This window comes from Pseudomonas sp. NPDC098747, from assembly GCF_044760045.1.
Taxonomy (GTDB): domain Bacteria; phylum Pseudomonadota; class Gammaproteobacteria; order Pseudomonadales; family Pseudomonadaceae; genus Aquipseudomonas.
The window spans coordinates 44,376-60,923 of sequence record NZ_JBIWAL010000008.1 but is presented as its reverse complement, the minus strand read 5'-3'; the positions used below and the strand labels follow the sequence as shown (position 1 = coordinate 60,923).

At 58.2% G+C, this 16,548-nt stretch carries 17 protein-coding genes; 3 read left to right on the top strand and 14 right to left on the bottom strand.

What is annotated here, in order from left to right:
• Nucleotides 1–9: 9 nt before the first annotated feature.
• The 3 genes from nhaB to ACIQVE_RS07395 form a co-directional block, all read right to left on the bottom strand.
• Nucleotides 10–1,512 carry a sodium/proton antiporter NhaB gene (nhaB, locus tag ACIQVE_RS07405; protein WP_402806196.1) on the bottom strand — a complete coding sequence of 501 codons (1,503 nt, stop codon included), beginning with the start codon at nt 1,510–1,512 and terminating at the stop codon, nt 10–12.
• An 88-nt stretch (nt 1,513–1,600) separates the two neighbouring features.
• Nucleotides 1,601–2,890, bottom strand: a complete 1,290-nt coding sequence (locus ACIQVE_RS07400) for a hypothetical protein (RefSeq protein WP_402806194.1) — start codon at nt 2,888–2,890, stop codon at nt 1,601–1,603.
• A gap of 282 nt (nt 2,891–3,172) precedes the next feature.
• Nucleotides 3,173–3,439: a hypothetical protein gene (locus ACIQVE_RS07395; protein ID WP_402806191.1), complete on the bottom strand. Its 267-nt coding sequence runs from the start codon at nt 3,437–3,439 to the stop codon at nt 3,173–3,175.
• Nucleotides 3,440–3,805: 366 nt separating this feature from the next.
• On the opposite strand from ACIQVE_RS07395, the gene ACIQVE_RS07390 reads away from it, so the two are divergent.
• Nucleotides 3,806–5,131, top strand: coding sequence for a sigma 54-interacting transcriptional regulator (locus ACIQVE_RS07390; protein WP_402806189.1), 1,326 nt, complete (start codon nt 3,806–3,808; stop codon nt 5,129–5,131).
• Nucleotides 5,132–5,185: 54 nt separating this feature from the next.
• Here the strand turns inward: ACIQVE_RS07390 and ACIQVE_RS07385 are convergent, their stop codons facing one another.
• The 9 genes from ACIQVE_RS07385 to ACIQVE_RS07345 form a co-directional block, all read right to left on the bottom strand.
• Nucleotides 5,186–6,490 carry a hypothetical protein gene (locus ACIQVE_RS07385; protein ID WP_402806186.1) on the bottom strand — a complete coding sequence of 435 codons (1,305 nt, stop codon included), beginning with the start codon at nt 6,488–6,490 and terminating at the stop codon, nt 5,186–5,188.
• 45 nt (nt 6,491–6,535) lie between these two features.
• Entirely contained in the window at nt 6,536–7,282 is a 747-nt protein-coding gene (locus tag ACIQVE_RS07380) for a hypothetical protein (RefSeq protein WP_402806184.1), read from the bottom strand.
• 43 nt (nt 7,283–7,325) lie between these two features.
• Complete coding sequence (locus ACIQVE_RS07375; protein ID WP_402806181.1) at nt 7,326–8,006, bottom strand: C39 family peptidase; 681 nt, start codon at nt 8,004–8,006, stop codon at nt 7,326–7,328.
• A gap of 63 nt (nt 8,007–8,069) precedes the next feature.
• The gene (locus ACIQVE_RS07370) at nt 8,070–9,044 is read right to left on the bottom strand and encodes a heme utilization protein (protein WP_402806178.1); all 975 of its coding nucleotides are present in this window, start codon (nt 9,042–9,044) and stop codon (nt 8,070–8,072) included.
• Between the two features lie 71 nt (nt 9,045–9,115).
• Nucleotides 9,116–9,688, bottom strand: coding sequence for an adhesin (locus ACIQVE_RS07365; RefSeq protein WP_402806175.1), 573 nt, complete (start codon nt 9,686–9,688; stop codon nt 9,116–9,118).
• A gap of 1 nt (nt 9,689) precedes the next feature.
• A complete protein-coding gene (locus ACIQVE_RS07360; RefSeq protein ID WP_402806174.1) occupies nt 9,690–10,139 on the bottom strand; it encodes a hypothetical protein in 450 nt (149 codons plus the stop codon).
• Between the two features lie 355 nt (nt 10,140–10,494).
• Nucleotides 10,495–11,019, bottom strand: a complete 525-nt coding sequence (locus ACIQVE_RS07355; RefSeq protein ID WP_402806380.1) for an AAA family ATPase — start codon at nt 11,017–11,019, stop codon at nt 10,495–10,497.
• Complete coding sequence (pnuC, locus tag ACIQVE_RS07350) at nt 11,016–11,579, bottom strand: nicotinamide riboside transporter PnuC (RefSeq protein WP_402806171.1); 564 nt, start codon at nt 11,577–11,579, stop codon at nt 11,016–11,018. Before pnuC ends, ACIQVE_RS07355 begins: the two co-directional genes overlap by 4 nt.
• Nucleotides 11,580–11,942: 363 nt before the next feature.
• Nucleotides 11,943–13,577, bottom strand: a complete 1,635-nt coding sequence (locus ACIQVE_RS07345) for a methyl-accepting chemotaxis protein (RefSeq protein WP_402806169.1) — start codon at nt 13,575–13,577, stop codon at nt 11,943–11,945.
• A 302-nt stretch (nt 13,578–13,879) separates the two neighbouring features.
• Between ACIQVE_RS07345 and ACIQVE_RS07340 the strand changes: the two genes are divergently transcribed.
• Nucleotides 13,880–14,710 carry an undecaprenyl-diphosphate phosphatase gene (locus tag ACIQVE_RS07340; RefSeq protein ID WP_402806167.1) on the top strand — a complete coding sequence of 277 codons (831 nt, stop codon included), beginning with the start codon at nt 13,880–13,882 and terminating at the stop codon, nt 14,708–14,710.
• Nucleotides 14,707–15,135 (top strand): DUF1294 domain-containing protein, encoded by a 429-nt coding sequence (locus ACIQVE_RS07335; protein WP_402806164.1) that lies wholly within the window; start codon nt 14,707–14,709, stop codon nt 15,133–15,135. The genes ACIQVE_RS07340 and ACIQVE_RS07335 overlap by 4 nt, the downstream gene beginning before the upstream one ends.
• A 116-nt stretch (nt 15,136–15,251) precedes the next feature.
• Here the strand turns inward: ACIQVE_RS07335 and ACIQVE_RS07330 are convergent, their stop codons facing one another.
• Together ACIQVE_RS07330 and ACIQVE_RS07325 are read right to left on the bottom strand one after the other, a co-directional pair.
• Nucleotides 15,252–15,611, bottom strand: coding sequence for an MmcQ/YjbR family DNA-binding protein (locus tag ACIQVE_RS07330; RefSeq protein ID WP_402806161.1), 360 nt, complete (start codon nt 15,609–15,611; stop codon nt 15,252–15,254).
• A complete protein-coding gene (locus tag ACIQVE_RS07325; protein WP_402806158.1) occupies nt 15,608–16,516 on the bottom strand; it encodes a LysR substrate-binding domain-containing protein in 909 nt (302 codons plus the stop codon). The genes ACIQVE_RS07330 and ACIQVE_RS07325 overlap by 4 nt, the downstream gene beginning before the upstream one ends.
• Nucleotides 16,517–16,548: the final 32 nt, after the last annotated feature.

Sequence of the window (16,548 nt, the reverse complement as noted above, 5' to 3'; positions counted from 1 at the left end):
TCGGTGGGTTTACAACCAGTAACTCACCGCATACCAGCCCAGCAGCCCCATCACCACGGTGTAAGGCACTGCCATCCAGACCATCCGCCCGTAAGACAAGCGCACCAGCGGCGCAATCGCTGACGTCAGCAGGAACAGAAACGCGGCCTGACCATTTGGCGTCGCCACGCTCGGCAGGTTGGTGCCGGTGTTGATCGCAATCGCCAGGGTCTCGAAATGCTCACGGCTCATGTGCCCGGCGAGGAATGCCTGTTTCACTTCGGTGATGTAGATCGTCGCGACGAACACGTTGTCGCTGATGGCCGACAGCAGACCGTTGGCGATAAACAGCATGCCCGGTTGTTGATCCACCGGCAGCGCCAGCACCCATGTAATCAGCGGCGCAAACAGTTGTTGATCGTGAATCACCGCCACCACGGCAAAAAACACCACCAGCAATGCAGTGAACGGCATGGCGTCCTTGAACGCGCTGCCCAGACGATGCTCGTCGGTGATCCCGGTAAAAGCGGTGATCAGCACAATCACCATCAAACCGATCAGGCCGACCTCTGCCACGTGAAACGCCAGGCAACCAATCAGGATCAGCGCAGCGGCGCCTTGCACCAGCAGCGCCGCGCGTTGACGTGCGGTACGTTCGGCATCGTCTTCGGCCGCGTAGTTGGCCAGCACGGCGCGCACGTTGTCCGGCAGCAGGGTGCCGTAACCGAACCAGCGCAGTTTCTCCAGCAACACGCAGGTCACCAGGCCCGCCGCCAGCACCGGTAGCGAAACTGGCGCGACTTTCAGGAAGAACTCCGCGAAATGCCAGCCCATTTCATGGCCGATCAACAGATTCTGCGGCTCGCCCACCAGCGTGCAGACGCCGCCAAGCGCTGTACCAACCGCGCCATGCATCAGCAGGCTGCGCAGAAACGAGCGGAACTGTTCCAGGTCGGCATGGTGCAACGTTGGCAGGTGTTGGTCGTCGCTGAATTCGCTATCCTGGCGCGGATCATTGCCCGAGGCCACACGGTGGTAAACCGAGTAAAAACCTACCGATGCGCTGATGATTACCGCAGTCACCGTCAAGGCATCGAGAAACGCCGAGAGAAACGCCGACAGAAAGCAGAACATCAGGGACAGTATCGCTTTGGAGCGCACGCCCAACAGCAACCGCGAAAACAGATACAGCAACAGATCTTTCATGAAGTAGATGCCAGCGACCATAAACATCAACAGCAGGATCACCGGGAAGTTGTGCAGCAGTTCATCGTAGAGCGCCTGTGGCGTGGTCATCTTCAGCAGCAGGGCTTCGACCAATAGCAAACCACCGGGCATCAGCGGATAGCACTTCAGAGCCATGGCCAGGGTGAAAATGAACTCGATCACCAACAGCCAGCCCGCCGCGACGGGACCGACAGTGAATAGCACCAGCGCATTGAGGATCAGGAAGCCGACGATGGTCGCCTTGTACCAACGTGGCGAGTGCCCGAGAAAGTTGTGCGCGAGCGCCTGGGCGATTGAACCGGACATCGGTTGCTCCTTGTAGTCAGAAGCGCGCAAGTTGCCGGATGTTTCAGCCGAGTTCAAGTTCTAACTGCTGGATACGCGAGCTACGTCGTTATTGGTTGATATACCGCGCAACCATTGCCCGATAGTTGCCATCCAGCGAATAGCCACCGACCAGTATTGAGCCGTCCGTTTGCACGGCCAGTGAGTTGGCCGTGTCGAGGCTGCGGCCCAGGCGTGTACGCAGCCAGCCGCGGCCACTGCCGAAGGTTGGGTCGAGGCTGCCATCGGCGCGATAACGAGCGACGATGAAGTCTGCCTCGACGCCGCCAATGGTTGCTCCCACTGCGATTACTCGACCATCCGCCATGCGTTGCGCGGCGCTCCACTGACAGCCGCTGGGGCCGATTTCGAGCAGTTGCGGCTGGCCATTGTTGATGTGCAAGTCGGGGCGGCCATTGGGGTGCAGGCTGAACGCCAGACAGCGGATCGGGTCGCGACTGCTGCCGAAACAGTGCAGCGATTCGGTGGACTCAAGGATCTGACTGACCAGTGCACTTTTGGCTTGGGCGGTGAACGCCATGAAACCGTCCACTGCAAAGCGTTCGTCAAGACAGCCATCGGGCAGGTACCGCGCCAACAGACCTTGCTGCGGAAAGTCGATCGAGCCGCCAACCACGATCCGCCCGTCGGCCTGCAACAGCAAACTGCTGAGCCAGGTATTGAGCAGCAAATGGCGGATCATCACAAACCCGCGACCGTTGAAGGACTCATCCAGACAGCCGTCGGGCTTGAGGCGAATCAACATGCCGGCGTGGTCGGCAAGTTCGAAATGATGGTTGGCGATTAGCAGAATGTGCCCGTCGTCCTGAACCGCGAAGTCGCAGGCTTCGGCACCCGGCACACCGGGTGGGAGCCAGGTATCGCGGGTGCCCATGGACAAGTCGCCCGGCAGGCGCACCACTTGCCGGCCATTGTCGCCAAAAGTTTGATCCGGATTGCCTTGGGCGTCGAACAGGGCGAGGGCGGGCAAGCTGCGATGGCTGTTTTCATAATGCAGACCGGCCAGCAGGATGCGCCCATCGGCGAGCGCCTGCACTTTGCCGGCCATGGCTTCAAAACCTGAGGCAAATGTGCCGATCACGCTGCCCTGATGGCCGAAGGACAAATCAGCAGAGCCATCCGCCAGCAACCGCGCGAGGCCAAAACGGCTGCCCTCCGCAATGCCGACTTTGGCAGCCACCAGAATCCGCCCCTGGGCATCGAGCGCAACATCCTCGGTCAGGCTGGACAAACTGCCGGCGAAATACACCTGAGCAACGCCGCTGACGGCAAAGGTCTGGTCAAGTTGGCCGGCATTATTCAATAACGCTGGGAGCGCAAAGGCGTTCAGGGTGGACATGCACGCATCTCCTTGCTAGTTGACCAGGACCGAATACCGGTTGGTAACTGCATGAGCGGAACATTCAAAACCTGAACTGAGGGAAGTACAACTGTAAGAACTAACAGGTGGAGGGTCGCACTGTGCCAGAACAGTGTCTTTTTGAACCAATAGCAAGCGTGCCAAGCAATTACGCTGGAGCGTGTTACTGAAAGTTGTACAAAATTACGGACGATTAAAAAGAAAACAGCAACTAACAAGAGCAGGGCGGATGACCAGAAAGTCATCCGCATCGCTCGGATATCAGTGTGGCATCGACCAGGATTGCAGCGTGTAACCTTCTTCGCTCAGTTCAGCACGAGCCTGCTGCAGCAGTTGCTCAAGTTGTGCGGGATCGGAGTAGGCACTGCTTGGAATCTGTTTGCGACCGATGTGGGAATTGGTGCGATCGATAACGGTCAGGCTCAGTTCGCCATTGCCGTCTTGTGGTGCCCAGGCCACGCACTGGAAAGGTTTGAAGGCGTGGTTGGCAATCAAAAGTGCTTCGTTGATACGGAGCGGGGCGGTCATGGGGTCTTCTCTCTGTAGTGCCCAATCAAGTGATGTGCCGTCGGTTGGGCTTACCGTTCGGCTAGTTACTTGTACTGATGCACGCAACTGGGGAGCAGGTCACACTCTTGGCAAAGAAATTTCGACTTTCTTTCATATGTTCGGTGTTAAAGCCGTTTTGAAAGCTTGGCGAAAGCTTGTTAGCTGCGATAAAGGCAGAGCTAAGTCGATAGCTAACTAACAACTGCGTTTCTTATAACGTGTTTGCTTGTGCACCTATAAGCAATCGATACAAGGCACTGTCAAAATCTTGCTAATGTTACAGCCAGGTCTGCCAAATGACTGTTTTTACAACCTTTTCCTAAAATTTGGCGCCAAGGAACAGTCATGAGCGAAGCGCCTGCGTTACGACGTCTATTGGTGGTCGATCCGTGCGACGACTGCCATCGCCTGTTACCGGGTTTGCGTGCGGTAGGGTGGGATGTCGACAGTTGTACTCTGGAAAACGCTGCTGACCGCAGCTGTGATGTCGGGCTCTTGCGATTGCAGCCTTTTCATCTGGAGCGTCCCGAATCCGTCAAGGAGTTGATCAGCCGAAGCGGCACTGAATGGATCGCCGTGCTCAATCAGGAAGTGCTGCGTTTGCAGAACGTTGGCGACTTCGTTTGCGAATGGTTTTTCGATTTTCATACCTTGCCGTTCGACGTGTCGCGGGTGCAGGTCACTCTCGGTCGGGCCTTCGGCATGGCACGGCTGCGCGGGCAGGGCACAATCCACGTGGATCAGCCTGAGCATGAACTGCTCGGCGACAGCAAACCGATCCGCGAACTGCGCAAATTGCTCAGCAAACTGGCGCCCACCGAATCGCCGGTGCTGATTCGTGGCGAAAGCGGCACCGGCAAAGAACTGGTCGCGCGCACGCTGCATCGTCAATCGCAACGCCACAGCAAGCCGTTTGTGGCGATCAATTGCGGGGCGATCCCCGAGCATTTGATTCAGTCCGAGCTGTTTGGCCACGAAAAAGGCGCGTTCACCGGCGCTCATCAACGCAAGGTCGGGCGTATTGAAGCGGCCAACGGTGGCACATTGTTTCTGGATGAAATCGGTGACTTGCCGCTGGAACTACAAGCCAATCTGCTGCGTTTTTTGCAGGAGAAACACATCGAGCGAGTCGGCGGCAGTCAACCGATTCCGGTTGATGTGCGCGTTCTGGCGGCGACCCACGTTGACCTTGAGGCGGCGATCGAGAAGAAGCTTTTTCGTGAAGACCTTTATTACCGGCTCAACGTGCTGCAAGTCGTCACCGCGCCGTTGCGCGAACGGCACGGTGATCTGTCGATGCTGGCCAACCACTTCTCACATTTCTATAGCCACGAAACTGGCCGCCGGCCGCGCAGCTTCAGTGAAGATGCGTTGATTGCCATGGGTAAGCATGACTGGCCCGGTAATGTCCGTGAACTGGCCAACCGCGTTCGTCGCGGTCTGGTGTTGGCCGAGGGTCGGCAGATCGAAGCGCGGGATCTGGGGCTGATCAGCCAGCATTCGATCGCCACGCCCATGGGCACCCTGGAAGACTACAAGACCCGTGCCGAACGCCAGGCTCTTTGTGATGTGCTGAACCGGCACAGCGACAACCTCAGTATTGCCGCCAAAGTGCTTGGGGTTTCCCGGCCGACGTTTTATCGGCTGCTGCACAAACATCAGATCCGTTAAAAGCCAAAAGATCGTCCGATCGCGGTTCGCGATCGGACGATCTTTTGCTTTGGCTTAGAAGTAGTACGGGAATTTCAGGCTGAAGGAAAAGTCCGGCGCATCGTCGGTCAAACCGATGGACAGGTTGGGCACGATGGTCAGGTTATCGGTGGCCGCAATGGTCATGCCGACGTTGAAGTAACCGGCGTTGGCGTCGCTGGACACCACCGATTCCCAATCCCCGCCATCCTGTTTCAGTTCGCTCTTGCGCTGCACCAGGTCGGATACCGAGAACGACATACTCATCTTCTCGTTCAGTGCAAAGGCGATACCGGCGCCGATCTGGAAGCTGTCGCCGATCTTCACCTTGCCCGGGTTTTTCTGGTTGACGGTGGAGCTGATATCGTCGAACGATTCCTCGAGGTTGTGCGTATAGGACAGGCTGCCGAACAGCACAGCCGGGTCAAACGTCTTGACCAGCGAGATGCCCGGTGTGATCGACCAGACGCCGTTGCCGGTCGGCAGGGTGTCAGGCACGAACAGGTTGGAGTTGGCGTCGGTCTGGCGCAATTTGATGCCGAACGGGTCCTTGCCGGTTGGCGCCTTGACTCGCAAGGTGACTACCGCATCCGGCGTGTTGACTGACTCGTCGAGGAATTTGTACGCAATGCCGAAGTTGACGTCGCCAAGGGTTGGATCCTTGGTGACGGTTTCCTCGGTGGTGACGCCTGCCGCGCCCTCGTTGCCGCCGCCCGACTGATAAGTCGACTCGCGATACACCACCGGCACGTTCAGGTCGAACTGCCAGCGATTGTCGAAGTTATAGCGGCCCGTCAGGTCGTAGGTCCAGGTGTCGGCCTTGATCCGGTCGAGGTTGATGTTGCCGAGAAAGATCGAGTCCAGTGCGAGGAAGCCGTTGAGAATCAACTGGCGGGTGTCATAGCGCGAATAAGTGATGCCGGTTTCAACGCTGAACTTGCCGCCGCCAAAAAAGCCGCTGGCCTCGTCATACAGGTTGGATACGCTTTGCGCCGGCTGAGAATCGCCAGCCAGCGATTGGCCATAAGACGCGCCGCTGCCCCCGGCGGCGCCCCCTGATGCAGCGGCTGCACCGGTGCCTGTGGCGACGCGGTTGCCTTTCATGTCCGATGGCGATTTCGCCAGTCGTTTTGGCGGTGGGGCAGACGGTTGATCTTCTACCTGGCGAACCCTTTGCTCGAGTACCGCCAGGGCTTTTTGTTGTACTTCGTATCGTTGCTTCAGCTCCAGAAGTTCCTGTTTCAGGGCCTCTACATCCGCGTTAGGAGCCGCTTGCAGCATCGCGGCCGGGATAAGAGTGCTCAAACACACCGCTGCGCGCAGTGATACTGATCGATACATGAATAAGCCGTCCCTTTAAGCCCAATGATCGAGACTCAGCGTAGTTCAATATCCAATACTGCGTAGGGCACCGAGTTGAGTCAGGTTGCAGTCCAGTGCACCGGCGCTTCTGCCGTTATTGTTGAGTACGACGTTGAGTTGAGTCAGGTTGTTGACCACGTTGGCGCTGCCCAGCAATCGGGTGTTCTGCAACAAACCGCCCTGGGCGACCTGTTGCAAGGCTGTGCCCTGATTGCCGCTGGCCTGGATGGCCATTTGTACGCCGCCATTGTTCGCCGATACCGCGACACTGCCCGCGCCATTACTGCCACTGATGGTTTGTCCGGCGATCAGAGCCTGGCCTTGTGAAGGGACCAGCGCGGGCGCCTGAGTGGCTTCTCTGACGTTGATCGCAACGTTGTTGTTGGCGGTATTGCTGTCGCCGGCGGCGCGTACGCTTTGTGTCACGCCCTGGCTGCTGTTGAGTCCCGCGCCACCGATAACGGTGCCGGTGCCCAGTACAGGGACGCTGCCGTTGCCGGTTTCTTTGATGGTCGAGACGTAGAATTCCGGTTTTACCGTTGCAGCCTGAATCTGCATCGAGGTCGCGGCCCCGATCAAGTCACCGCTGGCGTTGCGCCAGGTACTGCTCATGACAATGCCGAAGCTGATAATCCGCCCCGGCATGACATAACGACCACGCAGCTCGGCGAGCTCCTGGTCCTTGATTTCTATGGGTTTGAATCCTGCATTGGCAAAGCCTGACGCACTCGCTGCCAGACAGGCGGCGGCCAGCCAGTATGAGGTTTTCATCTGCTGCTCCCGGGACATCCAGTCCCATTTCTATAATCGGCGATTAAAAGAAGTCGCTCTGTATGAACCCGAAATCCATCAATTCAGCATCTTTGACCGGGTTGAAGCCATCCAGCTTGTTCTTGGCGGTCAGCGGCAGCGGAGGGCTACGCAAGGCATTGGCCTTGTCGTATCCGGGGCCGACGATGGCGAAGACAATGCCATTCCAACCTTTGACAAAGTCATCATGTTTGTAGCGTTTGTGGCCCAGAACCGGGTCTCCGATGTAAACCCAATCCTTGTCCGAACGCTGCAGCACGACGAAATGCTTGTAGCCGCGAATATCCATCAGTACCACCACCGGAATGGTCACCGCTTCGAGTTTCTCGGGCGGAATCCGGTAGCCTCTGGCACGCATGCCGATACTTTCCACGTAGCGCTTCATGTCGAGCATGGAGAAACCCTGAGTACGAACAAGGTCCTGGTCTGCATTGACCAGCATGCCTTTGATGATGTGCTCCTCATCGACGTCGAGCCAATACGCCTGGCGTAACACCGTGGCCAGTGCGGCGGCGCCGCAGCTGAAGTCGGTTTTCTGTTCGACGATGTCGGAAAACTTGCGCTCACGCAGGCTTTGCACGTCCTTGTAGACCAGTACGCCGCCCGGCAGGGCAGCCACAGGCATCTGTGCTGCCTGAGTCAGGCCACACAGGCAAAGCAAAGCGAAAAGGGCAGTCTTACGCATGATCGATACGCCTTTGCGGACTGAGGAAAAGCCCCGTTTCCGGGGCTTTCGTTTCGATCGCGATTACAGGCAGGCTCTGCAACCTGCGGCGATGGACAGCGAGTTGCTTTGTTGGTTGCCCACACCCGCCGAGACGTTGGCTCCGCCGTTGCCGGAGAAGTTGTTCATCGAGTTGGTCATGTTGGCATTGTTGACGACAGGTGCTTTCCAGCCGTCTTTGGTCATCACTTGCTGAGTGGTTACGCCAGCGAGGCCAAAGGTACCCACGGCTTCGAACTTGGCTTTCTGATCATCGTTGCCGCCGTGGCCGCCGCCACGATTGCCCCAACCGCCATGATCGTCATCGTCTTCGATGGTTGCAGTGCCTTTGGCTTTAAACACGCCAGCGGCCGCGTAGGTGCCAGTGAGCGTGTCTGTTTTGTAGGTCCGCACGCCTTTGTTGTCTACGACCAGGCCAGTGGAGGACTGATCGGCTGCAGCAGCAGCGGAGGCGACGCGGCCACCCGATACGGCGATTGCAAGGTTGTTTTTCTGCTGGTTGAAGTTACCGGCAGTGACGTTGATCCCGATGTTGCCGGAACCGTCATTACCCGCGTTGTTGAGAGTTGCGGTATTGGTGGTCGACGAGTTTTTCACATAGTTGTTGTTGTTGACTTGAGTGGCACTCGAGACAGCAACAGCAGTACCAAAGATGAAGCTTTCGTCGGCGGTAGCCAAGGCTGCGGCGTTGTCTTGCTGGTTGCCGTCGCCGGCTGCCACGTTGGCGCCCATGTTGCCGTTGGAGCCATTGAGCGAGTCACTGGCATTAGCGGTGTTTTTGGTGCCTTGGTTTTTCACCACGTTGCCGTCGCTGTTTTGCTCGTCCAGCACAGCGGCGCCGGCACCGGCGGTGATTTGCAGAAGTTGTTCCAGGGTAGGGCCTTTTGGACCATGCCCGTTACCATGACCGTGATCGTCACGGCCGCCTGCCTGTGCTGCGATTGCCATCACTGCTGCAAGTGCGAAAACCAGTGGTTTGAGAGCCATTGTAGGTTTCATGGTGTTTCTCCGTCGTGCTTATTAGTTGGTTAAGTGTTGGTACTTTCTAATTGCACTGCTTTTTATTAGGGTCAGTCTGCGACCCGGATGCTCAGGGTGTTAGCCATTCGGTTCCCCACCCCGGCACTCTGGTTCACCTGGATTACCCCGCGGCTGCCGGTGAAGGCCTGATCACTTGTCGTGATCTGGCGACTGCCGGGTGAGGTACCAGTTGCTCCTGAGCTCGGTAACAACGCCACGTTCTGTTGCGAAAGGGCGCTATCGTCAACGCTCTGCGGGGCAGCACTGATGCTGACGCGCGTCACGTTGGCCATCTGGTTGTTGGCCCCGGCGCCCTGGTTCACGCCCAGGATTCCGTTGCCATTACTGAAAGAGTTGCCGCCGATGTTGGCGCTGGCATTGATCGAGCGATCCGCAGGTGTGTCGATCTTCTGAATGACGCGGGTGGTGGCCTGGGATTCGGTACCGATAGCAATTGCCTTGGTATTGGCTTGTTGCATCTGGTCACCGGCGGCCTGGTTGACGTTGAAATTGCCGCGGTATTGCATGCCTGAATCCTGAATGTTTGCGTTGTTGACTGAACTTGGGTCAGCCATGGCGTTGGTGCAGCCGAGCAAGGCGAGGAGAAGGAGGGTGCGATTCATCTCATTGGCCTCCGGCCATGCGGGTCAGGGGGGCCATGCCGGTGCTCATGGCACGGTTGACGGTATTCGAGATCGAGCCGCCCGCACCGCCGCCACTGCCAGTTCTCATGCCAGGTAAGCCATTGGTGTTGGTCAGCGTGTTCATGCCCGGCAGGTTGGAATTGGGCGTATTGATGTTGCCGCGAATCGAAGAGCCACTGGCAACACCGGCAAAGTCACCGTCATTGAGTTCGGTGCTGCTCATGCTTTGATTGATTCGAGCCGAAGGGTTGGCGTTGACGGTGGTCGGGTAGGGGTCTTTGCCGCCATTGCGACCGATAGGGATAGGCTGAACATCTCGATCAAGGACGATCACGCCATTGCCTTCGGCCTGAACGTTGAAACTGACAAATGCGCCGGCTGCTGATCCGATCAGCAGAAGGCAGGTCAAGCTCTTTTTAATATTCCCCACGGCTGCAATTCCTTCTTCAGTGGGCTGCCCTTGTCAGCGTTATGAAGGAGATAGCGAAAGCTGTGCCGCTTTTGAATTTTTGTTGTTTTCCAGCGGGTTACCCGAAACGCACGCAGAGTCGATGCACAGGGTGTTTCATCGTTGAAACACACGCAGTCTCGCCAGCCTGTCTATTGGCTGAACAAAGCTCTGGAACAAGGGTTAGCGGGGATGTGTATCAGTGGCGTAACAAGTGCCATGACAAAGCGATGAATGCCGCTGAAACGGCCACTTTGCACTCAGAGGAGTGTTTCAGGAATGGACACTTCGCCCGTAAAGCAGCGTGAACAGTGGGGCAGATGCCTCATCAGGCGGGTCACTCGGCCAACAGCTTCGCGACTCCCGCAAAGGCCTGCACCTGACGCTCGGCCCAGTTGCCCTGAATGATCTGGCACGGTTGCCGATGCTGTTCCAGCCAGTCGCGCGTGGCCTGGAAGAAAGCCAGGCGCTGATCCAGATCCGGCTGGCAGCGCTGACCGTCATCGGTCCAGTCAATCCGTTCCGGCGAAAGCAGCAGGTGCAAGTCGTAATCCCGAGCCAGCAACTCGCCTTCCAGCCAGTCCGGGCATGCGCCGAACAGGGTCTGGCTCCAGAGCATATTGCTCAACAAGTGGGTGTCGAGAATCAGCAGCGACGGTTGTTGCGCCCGCGCCTGATCTTCCCATTGCAGTTGCCCGCGGGCGATCTCCGGGATGTCGGCCAGGCAGGTGTCACGCGGGTTCTGCTCGATAAACCAGCGCACGTACTCGTCCACCCGCAGACCGCCAAACTGTTGCTGAAGGCCCGCCGCCAGCCAGCTCTTGCCGGTGGATTCCGGGCCGGTCAGCACCACGACCTTCATGTGCGCAGTGCCGGGTCGGCGCGCCATTCACGAAAGCCCTGAATGGCAATCACGGTGAACAGTGCGTACAGGCCCGCGGTGAGGTAAAGCCCCTTATAGAGGAACAGCCCGACAAAAATCACATCGAGCACGAACCACAGCGCCCAGCATTGCAGGCGTTTTTGCGCCATCCACAACTGCGCGACCAGGCTGAAACCAGTGAGCGCCGCGTCCAGCCACGGTTGCGCAGCGTCAGTCCAGTGCGCCATGGCCGCACCCAGCAAAACACTGCCGACAGCGCCGATACCCAGGCCAATGCTTATCGAGCGAGCATCCAGGCGAGTGACTTCACGCCCGTCATGCATCGTCCCAGCGCGCGTCCATTGCCACCAGCCATAGACTTGCAGCGCGGCGTAGATCACTTGCAATAACATGTCCGAATACAGCTTCACTTCAAAGAAGATCCAGCTATAGAGCAGCACCATGACCAAGCCGATCGGCCAGCACCACGGATTCTGTTTGACCGTCAGCCACACGGCGATGACACCGAGAGCGGCGGCAAACAGTTCAAGCCCGGACATGTGGGTTCCTTGGGGGGAGTAGAAAGAGGGGGCGGATTGTACCCAAAACGCCGTGACCCCGGCAGATACCTGTGGGAGCGAGCTTGCTCGCGAAAGCGTCGGCACACTCAACAATGATGCTGAATGTTGTGCCCTCATCGCTGGCAAGCCAGCTCCCACATGGACTTATGCGGTGCTCAGCCTTTGTGGCGCGCCGCCAAAGCCTGCCAGCTCCCACATGGATTTATGTTGTGCTCACAAATGATGGCGCTGCACAAAACCCTGTGGGAGCTGGCTTGCCAGCGATAGCGGTGGATCAGGCGACATCTCTGTCAACTGATAAACCGCCTTCGCGAGCAGGCTCACTCCTACAGGGCAATGATGCTAAACGCGGAACTGGCGCAGGAGGCCGTTGAGCTGTTCGCTCAACTGCCCAAGTCTTACGCTCGCCGCACTCGACTGTTCTGCCGCCATGGCCGTGCTGTGAGAAAGCCCCGCCGCCTGAGTAACGTTCTGGTTGATGTCCTCGACCACGTGCGCCTGTTGCAGCGTGGCGCTGGCAATCGACGCGTTCAGGCCATTAAGGTTGCGCAAGGCCTGGCCGATGGCATTCAGGCTCGCGCCGGCCAGACCGGCCTGTTCAATGGTCAGTTGCGACGCTTTGCTGCTGTCACCAATGACCTTGACCGCTGCCTCGGAGTGATTTTGCAGGCGCTCGATCATCGACTGGATTTCCGCCGTCGACTTCTGCGTCCGCTGCGCCAGCAAGCGCACTTCATCTGCCACCACGGCAAAGCCACGACCTTGTTCACCGGCCCGTGCCGCTTCGATCGCCGCGTTGAGGGCGAGCAGATTGGTTTGCTCGGCAATCGAACGAATCACCTCCAGCACGCTGCCGATCTGAGTGCTTTCGGCCGCCAGCGTGCGAATCACCTCGACCGCTTGATCGATGGTGCCAGAGAGCTTGTCGATCTGTTGCAGGCTGCCGTCGATATTGATCTGGCCCTGCTGCGCCTGCGCCTCGGCATCACGCATTTCGGCGGCCGCATGCTCGGCGTTTTTCGCCACGTCCTGCACGCCGTAAGTCACCTCGTTGATCGCGGTGGCCACCAACTCCATTTGTTGCGACTGCTGCTGGCTACGTTGCTGGGCCTGCGAGGCATCGTTGCCCAGTTCGCTGGACGATTGACCGAGCGCGCTGGCCGACACCTGCAACTCACCGATCACCCGGCGCAATTTGGCGGTGAACGCGTTGAAGTGATGAGCCAGTTCGGTGACTTCATCCTTGCCGTGGGTATCGAGGCTGCGGGTCAGGTCACTTTCGCCGCTGGCGATGTTGGCCATGGCGTTCACGGTTTCCTGCAAGGGGCGCACGATGCTGCGCGCGATCAGGATCACCAGCAGAGCCATGATCACGGCAATCGCCAGACCGATAACGCTGGCCTTGATCATCTGGCTCTTGAATTCGGCCTGCACGTCGTCGACATAAACCCCGGAGCCGATTACCCAGCCCCACGGTTCGAACAGTTTGACGTAAGAGGTTTTCGCCACTGGCTCACTTGCGCCGGGTTTTGGCCAGCGGTAGTCGACCATGCCGGCGCCCTTGGACCTAGCAATCGCAACCATCTCGTTGAACACCGCAAAGCCGTCCGGATCGCGGATCGCCGAGAGATTCTGGCCTTCGAGCTTGGGGTTGGTCGGGTGCATGACCATCACAGGCGTGAGGTCGTTGATCCAGAAGTAATCACTCTGGTCGTAACGCAAGCCACGGATGGCGGTGAGGGCCTGTTTCTGCGCGGCTTCCTTGGTCAGCGTGCCGGCGGTTTCCAGGTCGTGATAATAGGTCAGCAGCCCGCTGGCAGTCTGCACCACGTGCTGGGTTTTCTGGGCTTTGGCGTGATACAGGTCATCATGGATCTGCTTGAGCATCAACACGCCCAAGGTCAGCAACATGACCACCGCCACGATCAAGATGAGCCACAAGCGTCGGCTGATCGACACACTGCGCAAGCTGTTCATAACGCTGTCACTCCGGATTCTTTTTCTTGTAATTAACGACCGCCAGCATCCAACCACGATTTCGTGAGCGGGCATACGCGACCCAAGTCGTATAACGCGGCAGCGCTATTAAGCCTTGTCTGTTAGGATTTCGGCCCCGCGCGTGAAAACCTGAATCCAAGTTGTTATTTCACGGAATTTTGATCCTTTCGTAGGGATCCTGTGCGTGCGGAATCGGTCCAGCATTAACCAGCTACGCTGATCGCAGTGAACGTAAAAATACTATCGGGGCATGCCGGCGTGCATCGCTCTTTGGGGGATTGATGGATCTTTGGACCGCCTTGCAGGCATTGATACTTGGAGTTGTAGAGGGGCTGACGGAGTTTTTGCCCATTTCCAGTACCGGACACCAGATCATTGTTGCCGACTTGCTCAACTTCGGCGGCGAACGGGCCATGGCGTTCAACATCATTATTCAGCTCGGCGCGATCCTCGCGGTGGTCTGGGAGTTTCGCCGCAAGATTATCGACGTGGTCATCGGCTTGCCGACCCAGCCAAGTGCACGGCGCTTTACCGCTAATCTGCTGATCGCCTTTTTGCCGGCGGTGGTGTTGGGGGTGATTTTTGCCGATCTTATCCACGAATACCTGTTCAATCCGATCACCGTTGCGGCGGCGTTGGTGGTGGGCGGCGTAATCATGTTGTGGGCCGAAAAGCGCCAGCATGAAGTGCATGCCGAAACGGTCGATGAGATTCGTTGGAGCGACGCCCTGAAAATCGGCTTCGCCCAATGCCTGGCGATGATCCCCGGCACTTCGCGTTCCGGCTCGACGATCATTGGCGGTCTGCTGTTCGGTTTGTCGCGCAAGACGGCCACCGAGTTCTCGTTCTTCCTCGCCATGCCGACCATGGTCGGTGCGGCTGTGTACTCGGGCTACAAGTATCGCGATTTGTTTGTGCCGGCGGACTTCCCGGTGTTTGCCATTGGTTTCGTCACCGCGTTTGTCTTCGCGATGATCGCGGTGCGCGGCTTGCTCAAGTTCATCGGCAGCCATAGCTATGCGGCATTCGCCTGGTATCGGATCGTGTTCGGTCTGGTGATTCTGGCGACGTGGCAGTTTGGCTGGGTGGACTGGTCGGCGGCCAAGGCATGAATGATTCCAACGCACGCCGCCCGGAAGGTCGGCCGTCCGGCGGCAGTATTCAGAACCTGAAACTGAAGCTGGTCGTCCTGTTGATCGTCTGCGCGTTGCCGTTGGCAGGATCGCTGTCGATGTGGCTGAGCGGAATTTCGCTTGTGCCGCTGGCGGCCTATGGGATCGTCAGCGTGTTGGCGTTCTTCATGTATTGGGCGGACAAACGCAAGGCTCGCACCGATGCGTGGCGCACGCCGGAAAACATCCTCCATGCGGTGGAACTGGCCGGCGGCTGGCCGGGCGCGTTGATTGCCCAACAAGTGTTCCGGCACAAGACGCGCAAAGTGTCGTTTCAGGTGCTGTTCTGGGTGATCGTCGCGCTGCATCAGGTGTTCTGGATCGACCAGTTGTTCCTTGGCTCGAACCTGTTAACCCTGTTCTAAAAGTCACATAGAAACCTGTGGGAGCGAGCTTGCTCGCGAAGAGGTCGTGTCAGTCGACATCACTATTGAATGACACGCCGCTTTCGCGAGCAAGCTCGCTCCCACAGGGACTGTGGTTAAACCAACAAACCCACTTGGGTTTTCTTCGGCAACTTGCTCACCACCAACTGATGCGAACGCTGCAGCAACCCCTGCAATTCCTCGGTGCCCAAGGGGTAGGGCGGGTGCATGATGATCCACTGCGCCCGGGCCAGATACGGCGCCGGGTGAATCCCCGGGCGGTCGCAATGGCCTAGAAACAGGTCCTTGTCGACCTTGAACGCCAGCGAGTCCCCGCGCAGCCCCTGCAACGCAAACATCTTGTTGCCGGCAATCGAAAACACCCGCACGCCACCCCACTTGTAGTCTTCCCGTGCGCCGGGCAATGCCAGACAAAACGCGGCGACGTCCGCTTCGCTCATTTTTCCCTTGCTCATAACAACCGCTCCCCACAGGCATTGAACGACTCAACCAGGTGATCAATCCACGCACGCACCGCCGGCATGACCCCACGCCGATGCGGATACACCGCTTGCAGCCAACCACCGGGCAGCGACCATTCGGGCAGCAGTTGCACCAGTGCGCCGCTTTCCAGCTCCGCTTCGCAAAACATCATAGGCAGCATTGTGAAACCTTGGCCGGCCAGCACACAGGCCTTGCGCACGACAAAATCGTCGATGCCCAGCCGCGCTTCCATGCTCAGTTCGAAGCTGTTGCCCTGCTGATCGAGTAAGCGCAAGTGCACCAGGCGATCTGCCTCCAGCGCTCCGAGCAGCGGCAGGTTCTTCAGCTCTTGCGGATGGCTGATCGAGTGGCCTTGCATGAATGTCGGGCTGGCCACGACTACCGTTTGCGCCTGGCGCAGTCGTCGGGTCACCAGCAATGGATCTTCATCGCCCAGCTCGCGCACGCGCAGGGCCACATCAAAGCCTTCAGCAACCAGATCAACCCGGCGATTGAGCAGCACCACTTCAAGTTGTACGTGAGGGAATTTGCCGAGGAAGTCGCTGATCACCCGCGGCAGCATTTCATGCGCAAGACCGGTGGGGCAGGACACACGCAAGCGACCTCGTGGCTCGCTGGACATGCTGGCGACGGCTTCGTCGGCCATTTCTGCTTCCAGCAGCATGGCTTGGCAGTGACGCAAATAGCGCTCGCCGACCGCGGTGAGATTGAGCTGGCGCGTGGTGCGTTGCAGCAAACGCGCACCGAGGCGCTCTTCGAGTTCGGCGATGCGCCGCGATAGCCGTGACTTGGGAATCCCCAGCAAGCGGCCGGCCGCCGCAAAACCACCGGCCTCGACGACTTTGGCGAAATAGTAGAGATCGTTGAGATCTTGCACAGTGATATCCAACTGTTCTATCAGTGGGACGA

Bases quoted from the DNA above. Each gene is read 5' to 3' on its own strand.
- ACIQVE_RS07355 (WP_402806380.1), bottom strand. From the start codon at position 11,019: ATGAAGGTCGTGGTGCTGACCGGCCCGGAATCCACCGGCAAGAGCTGG.
- ACIQVE_RS07335 (WP_402806164.1), top strand. From the start codon at position 14,707: ATGAATGATTCCAACGCACGCCGCCCGGAAGGTCGGCCGTCCGGCGGC.
- ACIQVE_RS07380 (WP_402806184.1), bottom strand. From the start codon at position 7,282: ATGAAAACCTCATACTGGCTGGCCGCCGCCTGTCTGGCAGCGAGTGCG.
- pnuC (WP_402806171.1), bottom strand. From the start codon at position 11,579: ATGTCCGGGCTTGAACTGTTTGCCGCCGCTCTCGGTGTCATCGCCGTG.
- ACIQVE_RS07330 (WP_402806161.1), bottom strand. From the start codon at position 15,611: ATGAGCAAGGGAAAAATGAGCGAAGCGGACGTCGCCGCGTTTTGTCTG.
- ACIQVE_RS07395 (WP_402806191.1), bottom strand. From the start codon at position 3,439: ATGACCGCCCCGCTCCGTATCAACGAAGCACTTTTGATTGCCAACCAC.
- ACIQVE_RS07375 (WP_402806181.1), bottom strand. From the start codon at position 8,006: ATGCGTAAGACTGCCCTTTTCGCTTTGCTTTGCCTGTGTGGCCTGACT.
- ACIQVE_RS07390 (WP_402806189.1), top strand. From the start codon at position 3,806: ATGAGCGAAGCGCCTGCGTTACGACGTCTATTGGTGGTCGATCCGTGC.
- ACIQVE_RS07340 (WP_402806167.1), top strand. From the start codon at position 13,880: ATGGATCTTTGGACCGCCTTGCAGGCATTGATACTTGGAGTTGTAGAG.
- ACIQVE_RS07385 (WP_402806186.1), bottom strand. From the start codon at position 6,490: ATGTATCGATCAGTATCACTGCGCGCAGCGGTGTGTTTGAGCACTCTT.
- ACIQVE_RS07345 (WP_402806169.1), bottom strand. From the start codon at position 13,577: ATGAACAGCTTGCGCAGTGTGTCGATCAGCCGACGCTTGTGGCTCATC.
- ACIQVE_RS07370 (WP_402806178.1), bottom strand. From the start codon at position 9,044: ATGAAACCTACAATGGCTCTCAAACCACTGGTTTTCGCACTTGCAGCA.
- nhaB (WP_402806196.1), bottom strand. From the start codon at position 1,512: ATGTCCGGTTCAATCGCCCAGGCGCTCGCGCACAACTTTCTCGGGCAC.
- ACIQVE_RS07365 (WP_402806175.1), bottom strand. From the start codon at position 9,688: ATGAATCGCACCCTCCTTCTCCTCGCCTTGCTCGGCTGCACCAACGCC.
- ACIQVE_RS07400 (WP_402806194.1), bottom strand. From the start codon at position 2,890: ATGTCCACCCTGAACGCCTTTGCGCTCCCAGCGTTATTGAATAATGCC.